Here is a 19,684-nt window from a genome sequence, read left to right on the forward strand (position 1 = left end):
AAGAGGGCGGTTCCCGCTGCTCTCAGAACTCTCTGAAAAGCTGGCCCTGGCGGCTTTGCGCTGCGTTTCCTCCATTAATCTGATGTTGCAAAATCGGGCCATCTGTAAAACTTATCTCAACAGACACGGCGCGTCGCGCACGCCGGTTATGTCCCAGCTGCACAGGATGCTGTGCGCGGCAGGATTGCGCGGTAACAACTTTCAGGAGGACATTCCTGTGAACAAATCAATGTTAGCGGGTATCGGTATCGGCGTAGCGGCGGCCTTAGGTGTTGCTGCTGTTGCCAGCATGGATGTCTTTGACCGTGGCCCGCAATATGCTCAGGTGCTCTCAGCGACACCGATCAAAGAGAGTATCAAGCAGCCGCGACAGGAATGTCGCAACGTGACCCTTACTCATCGTCGTCCGGTACAGGATGAGAACCGTCTGACCGGTTCGGTGCTGGGCGCGGTAGCGGGTGGTGTGCTGGGTCACCAGTTTGGTGGCGGACGTGGCCGCAGTGTGGCGACGGTGGCAGGCGCTCTGGCAGGGGGTTACGCCGGTAACCAGGTGCAGGCAGGTATGCAGGATCGTGATACCTACACCACCACGGAACAGCGTTGTAAAACGGTGTATGACAAACAGGACAAAATGCTGGGTTATGATGTGACCTATAAAATAGGTGACCAGCAGGGCAAAATCCGTATGGAAAAAGACCCTGGCACCCGCATTCCGCTCGACCGTAATGGTCAGCTAATCCTGAATTCGAATCAGGCCTGATTGGGCAAAGACATTTCACAGCGTAAAGGCAGCCTTTAAGGCTGCCTTTTTCATATTCTTTTTCGCGTGATGGCGGGAATGCGTAAATATTATTGACGCTTTTTGTCAAATAATGGCTTAAAAAACAGATTGGTTTTTATCGACGTTCTGGTGCTATGGATGTTTTTATTGTCCTGGGTGGCGGCGGGGTTATTTTTAATATTTAATGGCGGGGTTTTATATATTTTTACGCCTCATCCCTGAGGCTTTGACAGATAATTGATTTTATTATAAATCAGATACCTGAATTATTGGTCAACCCGCTCAGGGTTGCGCCAAGACCACTAACCACTCCGCCAACGGTACTCAGGACAGAGCCAAGCAGGCCAGTAATTGTCGTGGTGAGGCCACCGATGGTGCCACTCACATCAGCGACGCCAGGAATAGAAAGTGCTCCTCCACTAACTTGTGAAATTTCCTGTTCAGATAGCTCACGCATTGATTCGTTCATAGTCAGACTCCAGATTGTCAAAATGGTGGACTGGATAATAACGATCTTCAGGAATCGGCTTTCATATTTAAAAGCCTCATATTCAGGATAGACGGCATTCTCTGGATTAAAAGATGGTACTGAAAAAATAGTTGTTAAGGCATATAACTCTTTGCTGTGTTGATAAAAATAAATTTTAATTCAGGTCCAGCCGTTTCGATATAAGTGACACTGAGGAAACAACTATTCAGGGAAAAACTCAGAGATCACCTGAATAATTTATTTTCCTGCCGGCCAGGTTGCCATATCAATCACCCGGTCTGCCGAGGCTATCGTGGATGGCCGATGGGCAATCATCACACGGGTAATATTCAACGCCCGGATGGCGGCATTTATTCGCGTCTCATTATCCACATCGAGGTGGCTGGTGGCTTCATCGAGGAATAACACCTGAGGCCGACGATATAACGCGCGGGCAATCAGCAGTCTCTGCTTCTGTCCGCCGGAGAGGCTGCTGCCCAGTTCACTGATCAGCGTCTGATAGCCCATCGGCATCGCCAGAATATCATCATGGATTTGGCTGAGACTGGCGCAGGCTTTGATCCACTCCTCGTCTGGCTGGGTATCAAACGCGCAGATATTTTCCGCTACGGACCCGGCCAGCAGCGTATCCTCCTGCAATACGCAGGCGATGCAGGCCTGCCAGTTCGCCACGCCACTGGTGCGGATATTGATGCCATTGACATAAATTTCCCCGGCGCTGGGTTTGAGCAGACCGGCCATCATTTTGAGAAGCGTGGTTTTCCCTCTGCCGGAAGGCCCCGTGATGGCCACGCACTCCCCGGCATCAATCGCCAGATTGACGTCGCTGAACAGCAGGGGACTGAAAGGATCATATTGAAAAGACAGTCCTTTAACCGCGAGTGCAGCGGGTTCGCCGTGGCTGAGCAACGGATGAACGGGCTCGCCGACGGGGGTTTCCGGTTCGGCCAGCACAATATCCGCCACGCGATCCTTATGCAATGACAGCATTCGTAACTGGAGCAACGTTTCCAGCAGGCTGGCGGTGCGGTCAGAAAATTGCCCGCGATAGGTACTGAACGCGACAAACATCCCCAGCGTCATATCCCCGGCAATCACTGCGCTGGCCCCGAGCCACAACAAGGTAATTTGCTGCAACGTGGCGATCAGGTTGTTACCACCGGCAAACAGCATTTCATAGCGTGTTTTGCTTATCGTGGCATTGGCGTTTTCGATATTCAGATTAAGCCAGTGCTGCGCCCGGAGCGCAGGCAATCCCAGCGCCTTAATGGTGTGGATACCGTAAAGCGACTCCATAAAATGCGAGCCGGAACGGGCATTGCGAACGATCTGCTCCTCCGAGGCCTGCCGCCAGGCCCGATAGGTACCCAGCCGGAACAGGCACCACAGCAGGGTGAAGGCCAGCACCACCCATAACAGGCTCCCGCCATACAGCAGCATCATAATCATCAATCCCACGGTCATGATGCCGTCCATGATGCCGCTGACCACATTGCTGGTCAGGGTGGTTTGCAACGTCTCCAGCGAGGTGAAGCGAGACTGAACATCCCCCAGTTTGCGCTTTTCAAACCATTCGGTTGGCAGCGCCAGCAAATGGTCAAACAACCTCGCCTTGCCCTGCACACTGATCAGCGTGCTCATCACCAGCGATGTCCAGCCGCGCAGCGCACTGACGGCGGTACGGAACAGCACAAAAAACAACAGCCCCAGGCAAATCAGCGTCAGCAAGCCGGTATCACTGGCCGGAATGGCATGATCCAGCACCATTTGCATACCGACGGGTAGCAGCAGGCTGGCGGATTCCACCAGCATGGAGAAGCAAAACAGTTTGATGAGGGTGGTGCTCAGGCCGGCAATGCGTCCGGTCAGCGACCAGAGGGAAAGACGGGGGCGGGGTGGTGCGCCTTGTGGTACATCCCCTGTCGGCCAGAGTTCCAGCGCCACACCGGTAAAATGCAGAGAGACCTCCTGCATGCCGAGGACGCGATGACCGGCTGCCGGATCGTGAATCACCACGCGATTACGACGCACCGCTACCAGTACCACAAAATGGTTGAGGTCCCAGTGCAGAATACAGGGCAGCTTGAGCGCACGGAGATTATCCATTTCCAGACGCAACGCGCGTGATTTCATACCGGCGACTGCCGCGGTGTCGATCACCGTACGCAGAGTGGCCCCCCGCGAGGAGATGCCCGAGTGCTGACGTAACAAGCGCAGGTCTGCGGGCAATCGATACCAGCGAGCGATCATTGCCAGGCAGGCCAGGCCGCATTCAGCGGCTTCCGTTTGCAGGATCACCGGCATGCGACGACGCAGGCTGATATGCAGACGGGAGAACAGCTCCTTCATTTCACCGTTGGTCACTAACAGGCCCCGTTATGCTGTTTTTCAGGAAGTAATAGGGAGACAGCATCCACTGGTACAGCGGACGCTTTTCGAGAAAGACCGTGGCCTGCAATTGCATACCGCTGGCCAGCGGCAGATTTTGGCCCTGCCAGCGCAAACCTCGCTGACTCAGCGCCACACTGGCTTTAAACCATGCGCCTGCCAGCTGCCCGTTTGCTAAGCGGGGCGCGCTGCCGTAGCTGTTGAGTTCCCGCAGCGGCACTGGCGCGGCGGACACTGACAGCACCTTGCCCGGAAACTGGCCATATTTTTCCGCTGGATACGCGGCATAGCTGATGTTTATCGTGTCGCCCGGTTTGATATAGGGCACGCTGTCGTTGGGGAGCCAGATAATGAGACTCGGTGTGTCGTCTCCGGCAGGCACCAGCTGCGCGAGGCTATCGCCATCGCTGACCATCTGTCCTGCCGTCACGCTCAGCGATGAGATGCGTCCCGCTGCGGGGGCGGTAATCAGGCGTTCGCTACCGGCATCGGCTTCTGCCAACTGACGTGCGATATCGGCCTGGCGAATGTGGTACTGCGCCAGCTGCCCATCAAAATCAGCGGCACGGGTGACCTGCTGGCTGAGAAGATCGGCGATCTGCATATCCTGTTGCACCCGCTGAGAATTCAGGCTGTGCCACACGCTAAGCTGTTGGTAAAAAAGATAACGTTGATTGTTTTGCTGGTCGGTGGTGATCAGTCCCTTGCGGATAAACCGGCTATAGTCGTTCATGCTGCTGCGCATCACGTCGAGTCCTGCCGTGGCTGAGTCCACCATCTTCTGGGTTTGCTGTCGGGCGTTGCGTAACTGGTCAAGTTGCTGCTGAACGGTGGTGAGCGTCGCGCGGCGGTTTTGCTCCAGCTGGCGCACCATATCGTCCATTTGTTGTTGCTGTTTGATCAGCAATGCCCGCGTGGTGGCGCTGAGATTGCCGGAGGGAGAGACGCGGCTGATATCCAGCGCATACAGCGGGGTACCGGCGCTGACCACCTGGCCGGTGGAGACCAGCAGGCGGGAAACCACGCCCTGTTCCGGCGCGAAAAGGTTGATGGTGTGCGGCCAGGTGATCACTTCGCCACTGACGCTGGCCCGTCGCGTATAGCTGCCCAGCCACAGGAAAAGCAGCAGGCTGGCGAGCAGAATCGAGGTGACGAATAACGTTACCCACACCGGCCAGCCGGTTAACAGCAGAACAGGTCCGGCGTAGCGTGATTGTAAATGTTCGCTGACTTCCTTGCGAAAAAGCATAAACCCACTCTGGTAAAAAATGGACTCATGCAAAGATAGTCAGGAACCGAATAATTATCCAACGCAGAGAAAAAAGGCGCGATAAATCGCGCCATTATGTCAGGCAGAGATGTCTACACGCGATGATTCGCCAGATCGCCAACGAATTTTTGCACCCAGTCCATGCGCGACTTACGTTCGGCTAAATCGCGGGTGAATTTCAGGCGCGTTGGACCATCCAGCTTCCATTGTTTCGGGTCTTTTTGCAGCAGACCAATCAGCCAGCCAGGATCGACATGATTCTGCGGGGCGAATTCAAAGAAGCCGCCTTTTTCGCTGGCCTCAATGCGTCGTACCCCCAGCTCGCGTGCCACTAAACGCAACGCGGCGATATCCAGCAGGTTACGTGCCGCATCGGGTAAGCTGCCGAAACGATCAATCATCTCCACTTTCAGCTCGGCCAGCTCGCCATCATCACCGGCGCTGGCGATGCGTTTGTACAACGACAGGCGCGTGTTCACATCGGGGATGAAGTCATCCGGCAGCAGGGCGGGCATACGCATCTCGATCTCCGTCTGGTTGCTGGTAAGATCTTCCAGCGACGGCTCGCGCCCGGCCTTCAGCGCGTCAACCGCGCTTTCCAGCAGCTCCATATACAGCGTGAAGCCGATGGTTTCCATCTGGCCGCTCTGATCTTCACCCAGCAATTCCCCGGCACCGCGGATCTCCAGATCGTGGGTCGCCAGGGCAAAACCGGCACCCAAATCTTCCAGAGAAGCGATGGCTTCCAGTCGTTTCTGCGCATCGGTGGTCATGGCTTTGGGATGCGGTGTCAGCAACCAGGCGTAAGCCTGATGGTGCGAACGACCCACTCGACCACGTAACTGGTGCAGCTGCGCCAGGCCAAAATGGTCGGCGCGTTCGATGATGATGGTATTGGCGCTCGGCACGTCGATACCGGTTTCGATAATGGTGGTGCATACCAGCACGTTAAAACGTTGATGGTGGAAATCATTCATCACCCGTTCCAGGTCGCGTTCACGCATTTGACCGTGACCGATGGCGATGCGCGCTTCCGGAACCAGTTCTGCCAGGCGCTGGGCGGCTTTTTCAATGTTTTCAACGTCGTTGAACAGGTAGTAAACCTGGCCGCCACGCAGCACTTCACGCAGGATCGCCTCACGCACCACCAGGCTGTCAAACTCACGAACAAAGGTTTTCACCGCCAGACGGCGCGCCGGTGGCGTGGCGATGATCGACAGATCGCGCATGCCGCTCATTGCCATATTCAGGGTTCGCGGGATCGGGGTGGCGGTGAGGGTCAGAATATCGACATCGGCACGCATCGCTTTGATACGCTCCTTATGGCGAACACCGAAACGGTGTTCTTCATCGACAATCAACAGGCCGAGATCGTGCCATTTCAGGTCACTCATCAGCAGCTTATGGGTGCCGATCAGAATATCCACTTTGCCTTCAGACGCCTGTTCGAGGATCTGGTTTTGTTCTTTCGCGCTGCGGAAGCGGGACAACATCTCAATACGCACCGGCCAGTTGGCGAAGCGATCGCGGAAGTTATCGTAATGCTGCTGCGCCAGCAGGGTGGTGGGCACCAGCACCGCCACCTGTTTGCCGTTTTCCACCGCCAGAAACGCGGCGCGCATCGCCACTTCGGTTTTACCGAAGCCAACATCACCGCACACCAGACGGTCCATCGCCAGCGGCTGGCACATATCGCTCAGTACCGCATTGATGGCCTGCGCCTGATCCGGCGTGGTCTCAAATGGAAAACCTTCGCAGAACAGCTGATATTGATCGCGGTCGTGCTTAAAAGCGTAACCGGCTTTGGCGGCGCGCTGCGCGTAGATATCCAGCAATTCTGCCGCCACGTCGCGTACTTTCTCCGCTGCCTTCTGACGCGCGCGTGACCAGGCATCGCTGCCCAGTTTGTGCAACGGTGCGTTTTCGTCGGCTCCCCCGGCATAACGGCTGATCAGATGCAGCGACGACACCGGTACGTAAAGTTTGGCGTCACCGGCGTAGGACAGCATCAGGTATTCCGCCTCGATACCGCCAGCCTCAAGGGTGGTGAGGCCGATATAGCGTCCCACGCCGTGTTCCAGATGCACCACCGGCTGGCCGGGATGCAACTCCGCCAGGTTGCGGATCAGCACATCCGGGTTGATGGTACGACGATTATCCTGACGACGGCGGCTGACGCGCTCGCCCAGCAAATCGCTTTCGCAGATAAAAGCCAGCTGACGTTCGCTATCGATAAAGCCGCGCTCACTGGCACCAATCATCAGGCTGTGCGCGTGCTGGCTGGCGTCCGCCAGACGGGTGATCGGCTGCGGGCGCAGTTTAATACGCGCCAGTAATTCCTGCAGGCTTTCGCGGCGGCCCTCGCTCTCCACCGAGAACACCACCGGACCGGTAAACTGTTCGAGGAACTGGCGTAACAGGTCGAGCGGCGCTTTTGCCTGTGCCTGCACCGTCAACTCCGGCAGCGCTTGATAGCCGAGATTGGTGTTGGCGGCTTTGTCCGGCAGTGTTTCGTGGCTTAACTGGATACGCGGCCAGGCTTTCAGCTCACCCAGCAACGCATCCGGGCGCAACCACAGCGCCACCGGTTCCAGCAGGGGACGCATCGGGTCAATACGGCGATTTTCGAAGCGGGCATTAACGTCCTGCCAGAAACGCTGCGCGCTGCTTTCCAGATCGCCGCTGTTGATAATCAGCGTGTTGGCGGGCAGGTAGTTAAATAGCGTCGAGAGGGGCTGTTCGAAAAACAGCGGTTGCCAGTATTCAATCCCGGCGGGCAGGGTGCCTTTGCTTACCTGCTGATAAACGTGTTCCGGTTCCCGGCGCACATCAAAGGTTTCGCGCCAGCGGCTGCGGAACTGTTCAATGGCGGCTTTATCGGTGGGAAATTCGTGCGCTGGCAACAGATTGATGGCATCGACCGCTTCCAGCGTGCGCTGGGTATCGACGTCAAACAGACGCAGGCTGTCGATCTCGTCATCAAAGAAATCAATGCGGTACGGCTGGTCGCTGCCCATCGGGAACAGGTCGAGCAGTGCGCCGCGCGTGGCGTATTCACCGTGCTCCATCACCTGATCAACATGGCGGTAACCGGCCTGCTCCAGCTGGTCACGCAGGGCATCACGCGAGAGCTGCTGGCCTTTCTGCATTACCAGCGCGTGGCCGTGCAAAAAACTGTGCGGGCAAACGCGTTGCATCAACGTGTTTACCGGCATGATTAGCATGCCATGCGTCAGCGTCGGTAACTGATATAAGGTGGAAAGGCGGGCGGAGATAATATCCTGATGGGGCGAGAAGCTGTCGTAGGGCAGCGTTTCCCAGTCGGCGAGGTTACTGACCGGCAGATCGGTGAACTGGCGAATCTCCTCCTGCAGACGCAGGGCAGATTGCATATCCGGGGTAATCATCAGCACCGGACCTGTATGGCGTTCGGTGATGCTGGCACACTCCACCGCCTGAGCGGCACCTGGCAGTTGACCGAGTTGACGATGGTCACCGGCTTTCGCTGGCAGGGTATAACGACTCTGTTCGGACATGGGGTCTCGACATTCTCTCCTTTTATTCCAGGGCGTCATCATTCCATAATCCGCCCTGAGGATCACCTGTCGCGGTGCTTTTTTCCGGTTGCGTTACTTAATCGATTGCTGTGTATAGTGCATACGCGGGCGGTCAATGTTGGCCCAGGAGAGTTCCTGTTCCAGATGGTAGCTGTGATTACCATCGTCCCACTTCACGTAATAACCGGTTGGCGCATCTCCCTGTTCAAAAACGTTAACAACCTCGCCTTTTATTTCTCCCGATTTATGTTTCACAATACTGCCTTTGGGAAACTTAAACATATGTTGTACCCCCACAATCAACATTACTACATCGTTAAGTTTACCCCAGCGGCTGCTCAATAAACGCACAATTAACGTCATTATTTTGTCACTATTTTGTGCAATGACCTGCAGGGTGACGTATTTTGACGCAACTTTGCCGCAGACTCAGAGGGTTAGAGGTTTCATAAAGGAGACGGCTCCTTTATCATCCCTCTACTTATTTTCAGGCTACTGCCAAGACGGATCTCATGTATCAACCAGTCGCGTTATTCATCGGCCTGCGCTACATGCGTGGACGTGCTTCAGACCGTTTCGGTCGCTTCGTCTCCTGGCTTTCGACCATCGGTATCACGCTGGGCGTGCTGGCGTTGGTGACGGTGCTTTCGGTGATGAACGGCTTCGAGCGTGAGCTGGAAGGCAACATCCTCGGTCTGATGCCGCAGGCGCTGGTCACCAGCGACAAAGGCAGCATCAATCCGCAACAGCTGACGCCGCAAAGCCTTAATTTGCAAGGCGTGACACGCATCGCGCCGCTCACCACTGCCGATGTGGTGTTGCAGAGTGCGCACAATGTCTCCGTGGGTGTGATGCTCGGCATCAACCCGGATGAGAAAGATCCGCTCACCCCGTATCTGGTCAATACCCAGCAGAGCGTGCTCCAGGCAGGCCAATATAACGTTATCCTCGGTGAGCAGCTGGCGGGGCAACTGGGCGTTAAGCGCGGCGATCAACTGCGTCTGATGGTGCCTTCTGTCAGCCAGTTCACCCCGGTTGGCCGCGTTCCCAGCCAGCGTATCTTTACCGTTGCGGGGACTTACGCTGCCAATAGCGAAGTCGATGGCTACCAGATCCTCGTCAACCAACAGGATGCCTCACGCGTGATGCGTTATCCGCTCGGTAACATCACCGGCTGGCGTCTGTGGCTGGATAAACCGCTCAGCGTAGATGCGCTGAGCCAGCAGAAACTGGCCGATGGACTGGTATGGAAAGACTGGCGTGAGCGTAAAGGTGACCTGTTCCAGGCGGTGCGCATGGAGAAAAATATGATGGGGCTGCTGCTCAGTCTGATCATTGCCGTCGCCGCCTTTAACATCATTACGTCGCTCGGGCTGCTGATTATGGAAAAGCAGGCCGAAGTGGCGATTCTGCAAACCCAGGGCTTAACCCGCCGTCAGATTGTGGCGGTGTTTATGGTGCAGGGGGCCAGCGCGGGCATTATCGGTGCGCTGCTTGGCACACTGCTCGGGGTGTTGCTCGCCAGCCAGTTAAACCATCTGCTGCCGGTGATTGGCCTGTTCCTGGATGGTGCCGCCTTGCCGGTGGACATCAACGTCTGGCAGGTGGTCACCATTGCGCTGGTGTCGATGGCCGTGGCGCTGCTTTCCACTCTTTATCCGTCATGGCGCGCTGCCGCCGTTCAACCCGCTGAGGCCTTACGTTATGAGTAACACCCCATTGTTGCAGTGTCGTGACCTGTGTAAACGCTATCAGGAAGGCAGCGTGCAGACCGATGTGCTACGCAACGTGGCTTTCAGTCTCCAGCCTGGTGAACTGACGGCGATTGTCGGCAGCTCCGGTTCTGGCAAAAGTACCTTGCTGCATCTGCTGGGTGGTCTGGATGCCCCGACCTCCGGTGATGTGGTGTTCGACGGCAAATCGCTGAATGCCATGTCCTCCTCCGCGAAGGCCGAGCTGCGTAACCGCGAGCTGGGCTTTATCTATCAGTTCCACCATCTGCTGCCGGACTTCACCGCGCTGGAAAACGTGGCGATGCCGCTGCTGATTGGCAAAAGTGCCAAAGGCGAAGCGGAGGCCCGCGCCCGTGAGATGCTGGCGGCGGTGGGGCTGGAAAAACGTGCGGCGCATCGCCCCTCGGAGCTGTCCGGTGGTGAACGCCAGCGTGTGGCGATTGCCCGTGCGCTGGTGAATCGTCCGCGTCTGGTGATGGCCGATGAGCCGACCGGTAACCTCGATGCGCGCAACGCCGATGCGATTTTTGAGCTGCTGGGTGAACTGAACACCCGCCAGGGCACTGCCTTCCTGGTGGTGACCCATGATTTGCAGCTGGCAAAACGTCTCAGCCGTCAGATGGAGATGCGTGACGGCCAGCTGAGCGAACATTTGACGCTGGGAGCGCTGTAATGACGCCTTCGTTATCCCTGCTGCTGGGGCTGCGTTTTAGCCGTGGCCGTCGGCGTGGCGGCATGGTGTCGCTGATCTCAATTATCTCAACGGTCGGTATCGCGCTGGGCGTGGCGGTGCTGATCATCGGCTTAAGTGCGATGAACGGCTTCGAACGTGAGCTCAACAGCCGCATTTTGGCGGTGGTGCCTCATGGGGAAATTGAGCCGGTTAATCAGCCGTTCCGTAACTGGCAGCCGATGATTACCCCGATTGAGCAGGTGCCGGGTATCGCCGCCGCAGCCCCCTATGTGAACTTCACCGGGCTGATTGAGAGCGGTGCGAAGTTACAGGCTTTGCAGGTCAAAGGGGTCGATCCGCAGCAGGAGCCGCGCCTGAGCGCGCTGCCGCGCTTTGTCGCCGATAACGCCTGGTCGCAGTTTGCCGCCGGTAAACAGCAGATTATTCTCGGTGGCGGTATTGCGACATCGCTGAATGTGAAACAGGGCGACTGGATCACCATCATGATCCCCAACAATGATGGTCAGAATAAGCTGTTGGAACCCAAACGTATTCGTTTGCAGGTGAGCGGCATTCTGCAACTGAGCGGTATGCTCGATCACAGTCTGGCGCTGGTGCCGCTGGCCGATGCGCAGAACTATCTGGATATGGGTGACAGCGTCAGCGGTATCGCGCTGAAAATGAACGACCCGTTCAAAGCGCAGAAGCTGGTGCGTGATGCCGGTGAAGTGACGCATTCTTACGTCTATATCCGCAGCTGGATTGGCACATACGGTTATATGTATCGTGATATCCAGATGATTCGCGCCATTATGTATCTGGCGATGGTGCTGGTGATTGGTGTGGCCTGTTTCAATATCGTGTCAACGCTGGTGATGGCGGTGAAGGATAAAAGCAGCGATATCGCGGTGCTGCGTACCCTCGGTGCCAAAGATGGTCTGATTCGTGCCATCTTTATCTGGTACGGTCTGCTGGCCGGATTGCTGGGTAGCGTCAGCGGCGTGGTGGTTGGCGTGGTGGTGGCGCTCAATCTGACACCGATTATGCGCGGACTGGAGCATCTCACCGGCCATCAGCTGCTGGCAGGGGATATCTATTTTATTGATTTCCTGCCGTCAGAACTGCACTGGCTGGATGTGATTTCGGTGCTGGCTACAGCTATAATTTTGAGCCTGCTGGCCAGCTGGTACCCGGCGCGGCGCGCCAGCCGCATCGATCCAGCCCGCGTATTAAGCGGGCAATAACAGCAAACCAGCGCAACGGCGGCAGAGCGGTTGCGCAGATTAAGGAGCCTTTATGCGCACACTTCGTCGCCGCGTACGACTCGCCCGCTATAAAAAGACGCGTCGCAAAGTGCATCAGCGTTTTCGTCAGCGTATTTTTGAGCGCGACCGGAAAGCGGAGCTGGCGGCGCATCCGTTGCCACATGTGGTGGTGCTGACCGGCGCGGGGATCTCGGCGGAATCGGGTATTCGTACCTTCCGTGCTGCCGATGGTTTATGGGAAGAGCATCGGGTGGAAGATGTGGCGACCCCGGAAGGCTTCCGGCGCGATCCGGCGCTGGTGCAGGCGTTCTACAATGCGCGCCGTCGCCAGCTGCAACAGCCGGAGATCCAGCCGAATGCGGCACACCGGGCACTGGCGGAGCTGGAGCAGGTGTTGGGGGATAATTTCCTGCTGGTGACGCAGAATATTGATGATTTGCACGAACGCGCCGGAAGCCAGCGCGTTCTGCATATGCACGGTGAGCTGCTGAAGGTGCGTTGCGTCAGTAGCGGCCAGGTGATTGACTGGCAAGAGGATATTACCTCGGACGATCGCTGTACCTGTTGTCAGTTCCCGTCACTGCTGCGCCCGCACGTGGTGTGGTTTGGCGAAATGCCGCTGGGCATGGAAGAGATTTATCAGGCGCTGGATCGCGCGAATCTGTTTATTGCCATCGGTACTTCCGGCCACGTCTATCCGGCCGCCGGTTTTGTCCATGAGGCTAAGGTGCAGGGTGCGCATACCGTGGAACTCAACCTGGAACCGAGCCAGGTGGGTAACGAGTTTGCTGAAAGCCAGTATGGTCTGGCAAGTGAAGTGGTCCCGGCGTTTGTGCACACCTTTCTGCGTGGGTTGTATAAATAAGCGGTTGATTTATCAGGTCGGCATGAATGCCGACCCAACATCTTTGTAGGGTGCGTATTTATACGCACCAAATGAAAGACTATTGCCCTGCTTTTAATTTCTGGAACAACGTCTCGTACTGTACGCTGGCATCCCCCACATCATTCTGCCACTCACCGTTTTTAATCACCTCTGCTGACGGATACAACGATGGATCGCTGGCAACCGCCTGCGGCAGCAGTTTTTTCGCCGCCAGATTCGGCGTCGGATAGCCGATGGTTTCCGCCACTTTTGCCGCCACGTCCGGGCGCAACAGGAAGTTAATTAACTTCAGCGCGCCAGCTTTGTTTTTCGCATTAGCCGGGATGGCCAGATTATCCATCCAGAAAATGCCGCCTTCTTTCGGCCATACCACCTGCAACGGTGTACCGGCCTGACGGGCCACATACGCTGAACCGTTCCAGATCATGCCGAGATTCACCTCGCCTTCCATATAAGGGTTGCCAGGGTTATCGGAGTTAAATGCCAGCACGTTTGGCATCAGTTTCTTCAACTCTTCGTAAGCGGCTTCGATCTCTTTCGGGTCGCGTGTGTTGCCCGAATAGCCCAGCTTGCGCAGCGCCATCTGGAAGACTTCACGCGCGTCATCGGTCAGCAGCAGGCTCTGCTTGTATTCCGGTTTCCACAAATCCGCCCAGCTGGTGATGCTTTTCGGGTCGATCGCATCGGTATTGACGCCAATGGCGGTGGCACCCCAGATATAGGGAATCGAATAGTCATTATTGGGATCGAACGGCTTATTCAGCAGGTTCGGATCGAGGTTGTGAAAGTTGCTCAGCTGCGACTTATCAATCTTTTGCAGCATGCCTTCATTGCGCATTTTGGCGATGAAATAGGTGGAGGGCACCACCAGGTCGTAAGCGCCATCTTTCCAGGTTTTCAGCTTGGCATACATGCTTTCATTGGATTCGTAGGTGGAATAAATCACCTTGATGCCGGTTTCTTTGGTGAACTGCTCCAGCAGGCCCGGTGGGACATATTCGGTCCAGTTGTAGAAATAGAGCGTGTTGCTGTCATCAGCCTGCGCACTCTGCATACCCAGTGCCAGCGCCCCAGCCGCCAGCCAGTGAGACCATTTTTTCATCGGTTGTCCTCTATTTGGTTTTATCCCGCAATAACAGCTGGCTGGCTGTCACCAATAGCAGCGACAGCAGCAGCAAAATAGTGGCCAGTGCATTCACCTCAGGTGATACACCGACTTTCACCATCGAATAAATTTTCAACGGCAGAATTTCAAACGTCGGGCCGGTGACGAAGGAAGAGACCACCACATCGTCCATCGACAGGGTAAAGCTCAACAGCCAGCCCGCCGCCACCGCAGGTAGCGCCAGCGGCAGCAGAATCTTGCGCAAAATAGTGATTTCACTGGCACCCAGATCTTTTGCTGCTTCCAGCATCCGCACATCAAAGCCTTTCAGGCGCGAGTAAACGGTGATCACCACAAACGGCAGGCAAAAGGTGATGTGAGAAAACAACAGCGACCAGAACCCCAGCGAGATGCCGAGCAGCATAAATAGCACCAGCAGCGAAATCGCCATCACAATGTCCGGTGACATCATCACCACAAACAGCATGCCGCTGACGAAAGGTTTTCCGCGAAAACGGTAGCGATACAGCGCCACCGCCGTCAGCGAGCCAATCAGCGTGGCGCAGCTGGCTGATAACACCCCCATCAGCAGCGAGTGCTGTGCCGCCTGCAACAGGCTGTCGTTATTCACCAGCAAGGCATACCACTGGGTACTGAAGCCCTGCCAGTTGATGCCGAAGCGTGAGGCGTTGAACGAATTGACGATCAGGATAATGATTGGAATATAAAACCAGGCGTAAATCACCGCCATAAAGCTAGCGCGTAACCAGCGAGCCATCATTGCAGCTCCACTTTGTTATTCAGCAGGCGTGCAGCGCGCCAGTAAAACAGCAACATCAGCCCCATCAATAGCGTCATGACGATGCTGGTCGCGGCACCAAATGGCCAGTCGCGAATATTGAGGAACTGACTTTTGATCACGTTGCCAATCAACAGATTTTTCGCGCCACCCATCAGGTCAGAAACATAAAACAGCCCCATCGCCGGGATCAACACCAGCAGACAACCGGCGACGATACCGGGCATAGTGAGCGGCAGAATGATGCGTATAAAACGTTGCAGCGTATTGGCCCCGAGGTCGCGGGCGGCCTCCAGACAGGCTTTATCCAGTTTTTCCAGGCTGGAGTAGAGCGGCAGCACCATAAACGGCAGCAGAATATAGATAAGCCCCAGGATCACCGCTTCTGGCGTGTACATGATGCGAAAGGGCTGGTCGATGACGCCCAGCCACAGCAGAAACTCGTTCAGCCAGCCCCGGGTGCTGAGAAAAATTTTCAGGCCGTAGATGCGGATCAATGAGTTGGTCCAGAACGGCACAATTAGCAGAAACAACATCAGCGGGCGCAGGCGCTCAGGTAATTTTGTCAGGCACCAGGCAAAGGGATAACCGAGCAGCAGGCAGCACAGGGTGGCGATGATCGCCATATTCAGCGAGTGCAGCAACACTTCGGCGTAGAGCGGATCGAGCAGACGGCTGTAGTTGCTGAGGGTAAACACCATGCTGACAAAATGTGCATCGTCGCGCGTCAGAAAACTGGTGACAAAAATCATCAGATTCGGCAGCAACACAAATAGCGTCAGCCAGCCGACAATCATCACCACGATGGCGCTTTGCAGGCGGTTACGCATCAGCTTCATACGGCAGCACCACCTCCCAGCTCTGCACCCAGCTCACCGCCATTTTCTGGTTCAGCGAATGGTCAAAATCGGGGTCGTCCTCATTGAAAAATTCGCTCACCGTCAGGAGCTTGCCATTTTCCAGTTCAACGGTGGATTCCAGCGTCATCCCTTTATAGTTCCGCTCACGCACGTAGCCCACCAGATGCTCGCTGCGGCTGTCGTGATCGATCTCTTCAACGCGCAAATCTTCCGGGCGCAGCAGGACATGTAATTTGTCACCAGGCACCACCGGGAAAGGGCAGTGGATATCACATTCCCGCCCTTCCACCCTGGCGCGCACGCTGGGGGCGTTGTCACTGCTCACCACCTCAGCGTCAAACACGTTGATTTCGCCGATAAAGCGCGCGACAAACAAATTGGCCGGTTCTTCGTAGATCTCGCGTGGCGTACCGTCCTGCTCGATACGGCCATCGCGCATCACCACGATGCGATCGGACATGGTCAGCGCTTCTTCCTGGTCGTGAGTGACGAACACAAAGGTGATGCCGAGCTTGCGCTGCAACGCTTTTAGCTCGTTCTGCATCTGTTTACGCAGCTTGTAATCCAGCGCGGAGAGCGATTCGTCCAGCAGTAACACTTTGGGGCGATTCACCACCGCACGCGCAATGGCGACACGCTGTTGCTGACCACCTGACAGCTGATGAGGACGCCTGTCGGCAAAACTTTCCAGTTGCACCATGGCCAGCGCGTCATTGACGCGACGGTTTATCTCCGCCGCCGGGGTTTTCTGCATCCGCAGGCCAAACGCCACGTTTTCAAACACCGACATATGAGGGAACAACGCATAGCTCTGGAACACCGTATTGATATGGCGGTGCTCGGCAGGCGTGTCGGTAATGTCATTGCCATCGAGGATGATGCGACCCTGGTCGGCATCTTCCAGCCCGGCGATCAGGCGCAGAATGGTGGTTTTACCGCAGCCGGAGGGACCGAGCAGGGTGATAAATTCACCATGACGGATAGTCAGCTGGAAATCGGAGATGATGGATTTATCATCGAAGGCTTTACTGATGCCAGAAAGCGTAACCAGCGCCTGTTGTGCGCATGTTTGCGTCATTTTAGTCACTCAGTCTGAAAATGATCTGATTACAGCATAGTCGCACGCAGCGGCCAGCCGTGATGAAGGGCGGGATAATACCTGAAAAATGCGCCAATGCCATGTTTCCACGTGGAATTACCTTGAAAAGTCTGAAAAAGAACGGAGTATGCTGTAGCGAGACGAAGCGGCACGGGAAATCTTTCTGCATCCGATGATTGAGCAAATCATCATGACGGGACTAACCTGATGGATAATGATTTGACGCAACAACGCGTCGCCAGTGACCAATGATAATAAATGCAGGTTCTTTAGAGGGATGACCGATGGATCAATTACTTGAGCGCTTTCTCAGTTATGTGGCGATTGAAACCCAATCCAAACCACAGGCACGGCAGGTACCAAGCAGCGAAGGGCAGTGGACGCTGGCGCGTCAGCTCCAGGAAGAGCTGCTGGCTTTAGGTTTTGTGGATGTGACGTTAAGTGACCATTGCTGTGTTATGGGCACCTTACCGGCGAATGTTGACTGGCCGACCCCGGTGATCGGTTTTATTTCGCATATGGATACCTCACCGGATTTCACAGCGAAAAACGTTAATCCGCAGATTATTGAAAATTACCGCGGCGGAGATATTGCCCTTGGCAACGGTGATGAAATTCTTTCACCGGTGATGTTCCCGGTGCTGCATAAGTTAATCGGCCATACGCTGATCACCACCGATGGTAAAACGCTGCTCGGAGCGGATGATAAAGCCGGGGTGGCGGAAATCATGACCGCCATGGCACGCCTCGCTCAGGGGGACATTCCGCATGGTGCGATTCGTGTTGCCTTTACGCCGGACGAAGAGATTGGCCGTGGTCCGTCATACTTCGATATCGAAGAGTTTGCCGCCGACTGGGCTTATACCGTGGATGGTAGCGATCTGGGTGAGTTCGAGTTTGAGAACTTCAATGCGGCATCAGCGACAGTCAAGATTGTCGGTAACAACGTGCATCCGGGTACTGCCAAAGGGGTGATGGTGAACGCGCTGGAACTGGCAATGCGTTTCCACGCCGAAGTACCGGCCAACGAAAAGCCGCAGTTCACCGAAGGCTATGAAGGCTTTTACCATCTGCATACCATGAAAGGCACCGTGGAACACGCGGAGATGATGTATATCATCCGTGACTTCGATGCGGATAATTACGCCAAACGTAAGCAACTGCTGGAAGATATCGGGCGTCGGGTCAGCAAGGGGTTGCATGCGGAATGCACGATAAAAGTCGAGATCAGCGACAGCTACCGTAATATGCGCGAGAAAGTGGAACCGCATCCGCACATTATCGAACTGGCGTTGCAGGCGATGCGTGACTGTGGCATTGAACCAAACGTGAAACCGATTCGCGGTGGCACCGACGGTTCAGCGTTGTCGTGGAAAGGACTGCCGTGCCCGAACTTGTTTACCGGTGGCTACAACTATCACGGCAAACACGAGTTCGCTTCACTGAACGTGATGGCGCAGGCGGTGGATGTGATTGTGCGCATTTCGGCGCTGGTGGCTGAGAAGAAATAAACCGTAGCGGCGCGATTTATCGCGCGTTTTTTCCGATATAACGCACGGAATTGCGCGATGAATCGCGCCGCTACGGCTCAGTGCATGTTGTTAATCAGCGAAGTACCAATAACCGCTGTTCACCAGCGCGGCGACCTGCGCCAGAAGTGAAGGATCGTTCAGTGCTTCACCAAAGTCTTCCAGCGTGAGTACCTGACGATGTGCCAGCGCCGCCAGCACTTCCGGGTGGCTACAGGCCACGCGCTCGCCGTTGACGAATACCGCATCACCCAGCGTCAGCACGCGTAACCCACCGAGGCGCGTCAGGGCATCACCCTGTTGCAGCGCATCATAGATTTCATCTGGCTGATATGGCGGCTCCGGCGGTGCGATATCCAGCTCGTGGCGTGACTGCGAAATAAATTCGCCAAACCACTGGTTAAACTGTTCGGGCTGATTGATCACATCCAGCATCGCGGCACGGATACCCTCCACCTCGGAAGGAAGAATTTGTGACGGACATTCACGCGTCGGCACATCGGGATCGCTATAGCGATAGCTGCCCAGTTCGTGAGCCAGCACGTAGTCGGCAAAACCGCTGATCAGCTCGCGACCGCTTGGCGCACGGAAACCTACCGAATAGTTCAGCGCGTTTTCCAGTGAATAACCTTCGTGCGGGAATCCCGGCGGGATATAGAGGATGTCACCCGGTTCCATCTCTTCATCAATGATGGCGTCAAAGGGTTCCACCTGGAGCAGGTCGGGATGCGGGCAATGCTGCTTCATCGGCACTTTCTCGCCGACACGCCAGCGACGACGACCGGTGCCCTGAATGATAAACACATCGTACTGGTCGAAATGCGGACCCACACCGCCGCCAGGCACGGCAAAAGAGATCATCAGATCGTCAATACGCCAGTCGGGCAGGAAGCGGAATGGGCGCATCAGCGCCGCAGAAGGCTCATGCCAGTGGTTCACTGCCTGTACCAGCAGCGACCAGTTGTTTTCACCGAGATGATCGTAGCTTTCAAACGGACCATGGCTCACCTGCCATTTACCGTTGTCATGGCTCACCAGGCGGCTGTCCACCTCGTTTTCCATTGCCAGACCGGCCAGCTCATCAGGAGAAATTGGGTCAATAAAGTTTTTAAAACCACGTTTAAGCACCACCGGGCGTTTTTGCCAGTAGCGCTGAATAAAGTCGGGCCAGTTAAGATCGAGCTGATAATCCATAGAAGGGTTCCGGTTAGGGCCATGAATGCCTGCAAGTATAACAGCCCGCGCGCCT

The 19,684-nt window shown here is 55.7% G+C and carries 16 protein-coding genes; 6 read left to right on the forward strand and 10 right to left on the reverse strand.

The genetic code is table 11. The features are described 5' to 3' along the window. The first annotated feature begins 217 nt into the window (after nucleotides 1-217). Complete coding sequence (locus PW844_RS12815; RefSeq protein WP_084873904.1) at nucleotides 218-760, forward strand: glycine zipper 2TM domain-containing protein; 543 nt, start codon at nucleotides 218-220, stop codon at nucleotides 758-760. Nucleotides 761-1,034: 274 nt separating this feature from the next. Here PW844_RS12815 and PW844_RS12820 read toward each other — a convergent pair whose 3' ends face one another. The 5 genes from PW844_RS12820 to PW844_RS12840 all read right to left on the reverse strand — a co-directional run bounded on the left by PW844_RS12820 (nucleotide 1,035) and on the right by PW844_RS12840 (nucleotide 8,768). Further along, nucleotides 1,035-1,250 carry a hypothetical protein gene (locus tag PW844_RS12820; protein ID WP_299452098.1) on the reverse strand — a complete coding sequence of 72 codons (216 nt, stop codon included), beginning with the start codon at nucleotides 1,248-1,250 and terminating at the stop codon, nucleotides 1,035-1,037. 258 nt (nucleotides 1,251-1,508) lie between these two features. Further along, nucleotides 1,509-3,635: a peptidase domain-containing ABC transporter gene (locus PW844_RS12825; RefSeq protein ID WP_299452100.1), complete on the reverse strand. Its 2,127-nt coding sequence runs from the start codon at nucleotides 3,633-3,635 to the stop codon at nucleotides 1,509-1,511. Then, nucleotides 3,622-4,908 carry an HlyD family secretion protein gene (locus PW844_RS12830; RefSeq protein WP_299452102.1) on the reverse strand — a complete coding sequence of 429 codons (1,287 nt, stop codon included), beginning with the start codon at nucleotides 4,906-4,908 and terminating at the stop codon, nucleotides 3,622-3,624. The genes PW844_RS12825 and PW844_RS12830 overlap by 14 nt, the downstream gene beginning before the upstream one ends. Before the next feature lie 113 nt (nucleotides 4,909-5,021). Next, nucleotides 5,022-8,465: a transcription-repair coupling factor gene (gene mfd / locus PW844_RS12835; RefSeq protein WP_299452105.1), complete on the reverse strand. Its 3,444-nt coding sequence runs from the start codon at nucleotides 8,463-8,465 to the stop codon at nucleotides 5,022-5,024. Nucleotides 8,466-8,558: 93 nt separating this feature from the next. Beyond that, a complete protein-coding gene (locus PW844_RS12840; RefSeq protein ID WP_084878417.1) occupies nucleotides 8,559-8,768 on the reverse strand; it encodes a hypothetical protein in 210 nt (69 codons plus the stop codon). A gap of 230 nt (nucleotides 8,769-8,998) precedes the next feature. On the opposite strand from PW844_RS12840, the gene lolC reads away from it, so the two are divergent. From lolC to cobB, 4 genes are read left to right on the forward strand one after another with little or no spacing between them, the layout of a single operon-like run. Further along, complete coding sequence (gene lolC, locus PW844_RS12845) at nucleotides 8,999-10,198, forward strand: lipoprotein-releasing ABC transporter permease subunit LolC (RefSeq protein WP_299452107.1); 1,200 nt, start codon at nucleotides 8,999-9,001, stop codon at nucleotides 10,196-10,198. Further along, nucleotides 10,191-10,892, forward strand: a complete 702-nt coding sequence (gene lolD, locus PW844_RS12850) for a lipoprotein-releasing ABC transporter ATP-binding protein LolD (RefSeq protein ID WP_084873908.1) — start codon at nucleotides 10,191-10,193, stop codon at nucleotides 10,890-10,892. Before lolC ends, lolD begins: the two co-directional genes overlap by 8 nt. Next, nucleotides 10,892-12,136, forward strand: coding sequence for a lipoprotein-releasing ABC transporter permease subunit LolE (lolE, locus tag PW844_RS12855; protein ID WP_299452110.1), 1,245 nt, complete (start codon nucleotides 10,892-10,894; stop codon nucleotides 12,134-12,136). The genes lolD and lolE overlap by 1 nt, the downstream gene beginning before the upstream one ends. 52 nt (nucleotides 12,137-12,188) lie before the next feature. Beyond that, nucleotides 12,189-13,022, forward strand: coding sequence for a Sir2 family NAD+-dependent deacetylase (gene cobB, locus PW844_RS12860; RefSeq protein ID WP_299452112.1), 834 nt, complete (start codon nucleotides 12,189-12,191; stop codon nucleotides 13,020-13,022). Nucleotides 13,023-13,101: 79 nt separating this feature from the next. On the opposite strand, the gene potD is transcribed toward cobB, so the two are convergent. The 4 genes from potD to potA are packed head-to-tail and all read right to left on the reverse strand — an operon-like array spanning nucleotide 13,102 to nucleotide 16,885. After that, a complete protein-coding gene (gene potD / locus PW844_RS12865) occupies nucleotides 13,102-14,145 on the reverse strand; it encodes a spermidine/putrescine ABC transporter substrate-binding protein PotD (RefSeq protein WP_299452115.1) in 1,044 nt (347 codons plus the stop codon). Between the two features lie 10 nt (nucleotides 14,146-14,155). Next, a complete protein-coding gene (gene potC, locus PW844_RS12870) occupies nucleotides 14,156-14,929 on the reverse strand; it encodes a spermidine/putrescine ABC transporter permease PotC (protein ID WP_299452118.1) in 774 nt (257 codons plus the stop codon). Beyond that, nucleotides 14,926-15,777 carry a spermidine/putrescine ABC transporter permease PotB gene (gene potB, locus PW844_RS12875; RefSeq protein ID WP_299453140.1) on the reverse strand — a complete coding sequence of 284 codons (852 nt, stop codon included), beginning with the start codon at nucleotides 15,775-15,777 and terminating at the stop codon, nucleotides 14,926-14,928. Before potB ends, potC begins: the two co-directional genes overlap by 4 nt. Then, complete coding sequence (gene potA / locus PW844_RS12880; RefSeq protein ID WP_299452121.1) at nucleotides 15,770-16,885, reverse strand: spermidine/putrescine ABC transporter ATP-binding protein PotA; 1,116 nt, start codon at nucleotides 16,883-16,885, stop codon at nucleotides 15,770-15,772. Before potA ends, potB begins: the two co-directional genes overlap by 8 nt. Before the next feature lie 305 nt (nucleotides 16,886-17,190). Here potA and pepT point away from each other — a divergent pair, with 305 nt between their 5' ends. After that, the gene (gene pepT, locus PW844_RS12885) at nucleotides 17,191-18,417 is read left to right on the forward strand and encodes a peptidase T (protein WP_299452123.1); all 1,227 of its coding nucleotides are present in this window, start codon (nucleotides 17,191-17,193) and stop codon (nucleotides 18,415-18,417) included. A 90-nt stretch (nucleotides 18,418-18,507) separates the two neighbouring features. On the opposite strand, the gene PW844_RS12890 is transcribed toward pepT, so the two are convergent. Further along, complete coding sequence (locus PW844_RS12890; protein WP_299452125.1) at nucleotides 18,508-19,629, reverse strand: cupin domain-containing protein; 1,122 nt, start codon at nucleotides 19,627-19,629, stop codon at nucleotides 18,508-18,510. Between the last annotated feature and the right edge of the window lie 55 nt (nucleotides 19,630-19,684).

Origin of the sequence: Pantoea sp. (assembly GCF_028283705.1) — a bacterium.
GTDB lineage: Bacteria > Pseudomonadota > Gammaproteobacteria > Enterobacterales > Enterobacteriaceae > Pantoea.